The 3,947-nt window shown below is 69.2% G+C and carries 6 protein-coding genes; 3 read left to right on the forward strand and 3 right to left on the reverse strand.

From position 1 onward, the window contains the following. Together Q4F04_RS14785 and Q4F04_RS14790 are read right to left on the reverse strand one after the other, a co-directional pair. The coding region (locus tag Q4F04_RS14785; protein WP_303370562.1) for a GTP-binding protein at window positions 1–698 on the reverse strand (698 nt) is incomplete at its 3' end. Between the two features lie 51 nt (window positions 699–749). Next, window positions 750–1,652, reverse strand: coding sequence for a DMT family transporter (locus tag Q4F04_RS14790; RefSeq protein WP_303370563.1), 903 nt, complete (start codon window positions 1,650–1,652; stop codon window positions 750–752). Between the two features lie 53 nt (window positions 1,653–1,705). Here Q4F04_RS14790 and Q4F04_RS14795 point away from each other — a divergent pair, with 53 nt between their 5' ends. Further along, window positions 1,706–1,894: a heavy-metal-associated domain-containing protein gene (locus Q4F04_RS14795; protein WP_303370564.1), complete on the forward strand. Its 189-nt coding sequence runs from the start codon at window positions 1,706–1,708 to the stop codon at window positions 1,892–1,894. Here the strand turns inward: Q4F04_RS14795 and Q4F04_RS14800 are convergent. After that, entirely contained in the window at window positions 1,870–2,577 is a 708-nt protein-coding gene (locus Q4F04_RS14800) for an HAD family hydrolase (protein WP_303370565.1), read from the reverse strand. The genes Q4F04_RS14795 and Q4F04_RS14800 overlap by 25 nt on opposite strands. A 192-nt stretch (window positions 2,578–2,769) precedes the next feature. Between Q4F04_RS14800 and Q4F04_RS14805 the strand changes: the two genes are divergently transcribed. Then, window positions 2,770–3,072, forward strand: a complete 303-nt coding sequence (locus Q4F04_RS14805; protein ID WP_303370566.1) for a hypothetical protein — start codon at window positions 2,770–2,772, stop codon at window positions 3,070–3,072. After that, entirely contained in the window at window positions 3,069–3,746 is a 678-nt protein-coding gene (locus Q4F04_RS14810) for an NAD-dependent deacylase (RefSeq protein ID WP_303370567.1), read from the forward strand. The genes Q4F04_RS14805 and Q4F04_RS14810 overlap by 4 nt, the downstream gene beginning before the upstream one ends. Window positions 3,747–3,947: the final 201 nt, after the last annotated feature.

The raw sequence follows: 3,947 nt of genomic DNA on the forward strand, positions 1-3,947 counted from the left end.
GCGCCCGTCTGCATCATGCGGACGCGGTCGCCCTTGCGGATCACGCCGTCCATGACCCGGATCATCACCACGACGCCCAGATAGGCGTCATACCAGCTATCAACCAGCATCGCCTTGAGTGGCGCCTCGCGCGTGCCCTTGGGTGCGGGCAGGCGCGCGACGATGGCCTCCAGCACGTCGGGGATGCCGAGGCCGGTTTTCGCGGAAATCAGCACCGCGTCCGAGGCGTCGATGCCGATCACGTCCTCGATCTGTTCCTTGACCCGGTCCGGTTCCGCCGCCGGCAGGTCGATCTTGTTCAGCACCGGCACGATCTCGTGGCCCGCGTCGATCGCCTGGTAGACGTTGGCCAGCGTCTGCGCCTCGACCCCTTGTGTCGCGTCCACCACCAGCAGCGAGCCTTCCACCGCCCGCATCGACCGGCTGACCTCATAGGCGAAGTCGACGTGGCCGGGGGTGTCGATCAGGTTCAGCACATAGGTCTGCCCGTCCTTCGCCGGATAGCTGATGCGGACGGTGTTGGCCTTGATGGTGATGCCGCGTTCCCGCTCGATATCCATGCTGTCGAGCATCTGCTCCTTCATGTCGCGGTCGGCGACGGTGCCGGTCGACTGGATCAGCCGGTCGGCGAGCGTGGATTTGCCGTGGTCGATATGGGCCACGATCGAGAAGTTGCGGATGAGATCAAGCTGGGTCATGCGCGGCTAATACAGGGGTGCCGGGCCTGCGGGAAGGGGGAACGCGAGGCGTCAGCGCGGACGATTGCGCACCAGTTCCCGCCACATGGCAAAGCCGCCCGACCCCACGATCAGCGCCGCGCCCGCAAGGATCAGCGCATCCGGGCGTTCCCCGAAGACAGCCACCGCGATCAGCAGGGCAAAGACCAGCCGCACATAGCGCAGGGGGGCGATCAGCGAGGCCTCGCCCACCCGCGTCGCCGCCACCATCATCGCATAGCCCATGACGCCGAAGGTGATGCAGCCGAGAAACCACAGCGCCTCGCCCCCTGTGGGGACCGCCAGCGGCGTCCCCATCCCCCAGGCGAGCAGCAGCCCCGCCGGAACAAGCGAGCCGAAGGCCGAGGCGGACAGCTGGTGCGACTGCACATCCGCCGGCATCCGCCGCGTGGCGAGGTCGCGCAGGGCAAGCCCCGCGACCCCGACCAGCGCCAGCACCGATTCCGGCTGGAAGCCCGCGCCGGGGCGGACGATCAGCAGCACGCCCGCGAACCCCACGAGGATCGCCGTCCAGCGCCGCCAGCCGACCTTCTCGCCCAGAAACAGCGCGCCGCCCATGACCAGCGCCAGCGGCAGCGCCTGCAGGATCGCCGAGGCCGAGGACAGGTCCGTCAGCGCCAAGGCCGAGGTGAAGCCCATCGAGCCGACCGCTTCCCCGAGGTTGCGCAGCAGCACCGGCCGCAGCAGCAGGTGGCGCGTCCACATGCGCCCGCCGTTGCGCGCCAGCACCGCCCAGAAGATGCCCAGGCCCAGCACCCCCAGCGTCGCCAGCACCTGCCCGACGGGCAGGCGCATGGTCAGGGTCTTGATCGCGGCATCCTCGACCGCGAACATCGCCATGGAACCGACCATGAAGCCCGCCGCGCGCATGTTGGCGGCGTGAGAGGATGAATGCGCGGGGCGGCTGGCGGTCATGCCACGGGCGATGCTAGACTCCTGTCGTCGCGTCAAGCACGAAGGGTCACGCCATGAAGTTCCACGTCGAGGACATGAGCTGCGGCCATTGCACCGCCGCCATCGAAAGTGCCATCGCCGGTGCGGGCGGCACCGCCAAGGCCGATCTGGACAGCAGGACGGTCACGGTGGACGGCATTGGCAGCGCAAGGGCGGCGGAACTGATCAAGGAAGCGGGCTACACCGCCGTCCCGGTCGAATAGCCCTCGATCCGCCGCACCAGCGCGGGCAGGTCGGCAAGGCTCTCCACCCGGTGGAAGCGGGGGCTTTCCGGCGGCTCGGCGTGTTCATGCACCCAGCCGAGCCTTGCCGGGACCAGCACGCCGCGCCCGCCGATCCCGATCACCGGCAGCACGTCCGAGCGCATCGAATTGCCGACCATCAGGAACTCCTCCGGCTCAAGCCGGTGCCGCTGCAGGACGCGGGCATAGGCCTGCGGGGTCTTGTCCTGCACGATCTCGATCCCCTCGAACAGCGGCGCAAGGCCCGAGGCCGCGACCTTCCGTTCCTGGTCCAGCACGTCGCCCTTGGTGATCAGGATCAGCCGGTGGTCGCGCAGGTCGGCCAGCACCTCGCGCACATGGTCAAGCAGGTGGACGGGGTGGCGCAGCATGTCTTGCCCCAGCCCCAGCAGCCGCGCGACGGTCTGTCCCGGCAGGTCGTTGCCGGTCAGGTCCAGCGCGGTCTGGATCATCGACAGGGTGAAGCTCTTGATCCCGTAGCCGTAGATTTCGAGGTTGGCGACCTGCACCTCGTGCAGCCGTTCGCGGATCACCCTTTCGTCGGCTTGGCCGGCCAGCAGGCCCACGAAATCGTCCTGGGTCAGGTGGAAGAAGGCCTCGTTCTCCCACAACGTGTCGTCCGCGTCGAAACCGATGGTCAGCATGGGGGCGGCCTAGCACTCTGCCGGAGCAAGGGAAAGCCAAGGCCTTGGCCGGCCAGTTTGCCACAGTCCACCCGCGTCGGATTTGTTGCCGCAAGACTGAACGGGTGGTATCTTCGTCCTTGTCCGCAACCATCGGCGGAAACAAAGCACGACTGCCGCGAAAGGCAGCGCCAACGGACGAGGAGACACCGGATGAAGAAACCCATCATCGCCCTTGCGGCTGTCCTGCTGACCACCCCCTTCGCCGAGGCCGGGCCGATCGACAACGCCTGCCTGCGATCCGACCGCGGCGCCCGCAGCGGGGCGCTGTGCGGCTGCATCCAGCAGGTTGCCGACCAGACCCTGTCGCGCGCCGACCAGCGCCGCGCTGCCGGCTTCTTCCGCAACGCCCAGGCGGCGCAGGACGTGCGGATGTCCAAGCGGGCCGCCGACAACCAGTTCTGGGACCGCTACAAGAGCTTCGCCGCGACCGCCGAACGCTACTGCACGCGGTGAAAATCGTCGTCCTGACCGGGGCGGGGCTGTCCGCCGAAAGCGGGCTGGCGACCTTCCGCGACCAAGGGGGCTTGTGGGAGCAGCACCGGGTCGAGGACGTGGCGACCCCGCAGGCCTTCCGCCGCGACCCCGCGCTGGTCCTGCGCTTCTACGACGGGCGCCGCGCGGGGGCCGCCTCGGCCCGGCCCAACGCGGCGCATGAGGCGCTGGCGCGGCTGAGCCGGGCCGAGGGCGTCACGCTGATCACCCAGAATGTCGATTCGCTGCTGGACCGCGCGGGCGCGCGGAACGTGATCCACATGCACGGGCGGCTCGATTCGGCCCTCTGCGCCGCCTGCGGCCACCGCTGGCCTGCGCCCGCCGTGATGCCGGTGGGCATGGCCTGCCCCCAATGCGGCAGGCCCGCGGCACGGCCCGACATCGTCTGGTTCGGCGAGATGCCCTATCACATGGACCGCATCGACGCGGCACTGTCGCAGGCCGACCTGTTCGCGGCCATCGGCACCTCGGGCAATGTCTATCCGGCGGCGGGCTTCGTGGATGTCGCCGGCATGGCCGGGGCAGAGACGGTGGAACTGAACCTATCCGCCACCGCCCCCGGCCGTTTCGACCGGGTGATCGAGGGACCGGCCAGCCGCACGGTCCCCGAATGGGTTGCGTCGCTGATCGGCTGACCTGCTGTCAGGCACGCCCGCGATCCCGGATGGGGGCCGGCCCGGGCGGTGTGACGTGGTGACGGTGCGTGCAAAGCACGCACCCTACGGGCAGGGCGCGTGCTGTAGCGTGCTGTAGGGTGCGTGCTCTGCACGCACCGGACGGGCCGGCGCGCCCCTTTGTCTCACATCCCGTCGTAGAGGGGGAACCTTGCGCAGAGG

This window comes from Paracoccus sp. (in: a-proteobacteria) (genome assembly GCF_030536915.1).
In the GTDB taxonomy this organism is placed as follows: Bacteria; Pseudomonadota; Alphaproteobacteria; order Rhodobacterales; family Rhodobacteraceae; genus Paracoccus.